Origin of the sequence: Halobacillus sp. A5 (assembly GCF_024189315.1) — a bacterium.
Taxonomy (GTDB): Bacteria; Bacillota; Bacilli; order Bacillales; family Halobacillaceae; genus Halobacillus_A.
Genome location: NZ_JAIZEO010000018.1, coordinates 1 through 255, shown reverse-complemented (window position 1 = coordinate 255; position 255 = coordinate 1). Strand labels below are relative to the sequence as shown.

Here is a 255-nt window from a genome sequence, read left to right as displayed (position 1 = left end):
ACACCGCGAATCAACGTGCTCACTCTACAACAGATCGGACGCCTGTAGAGTTATGGATGAAAGAATCTCTCGATTCTCTTCCTTCTAAATTTGAAGTAAGCTATCTCACCTATCGGAAAATAGGAAGAGATGGTGTGCTGAACTATCACGCTAGAAAAATTCTTATGAGCTCTACTTATGCAGGACATGAAGTCATGATTAAGGAAACCCTGGATGGAAGGATTACCGTTTACCACCATGGCGAAGCCATTCTTA

Annotated in this window: 1 pseudogene; it reads left to right on the top strand. The window is 42.4% G+C overall.

The window, feature by feature from the left end:
- Positions 1-255: pseudogene (locus tag LF822_RS22755) on the top strand (IS21-like element IS5376 family transposase); the annotation flags it as partial.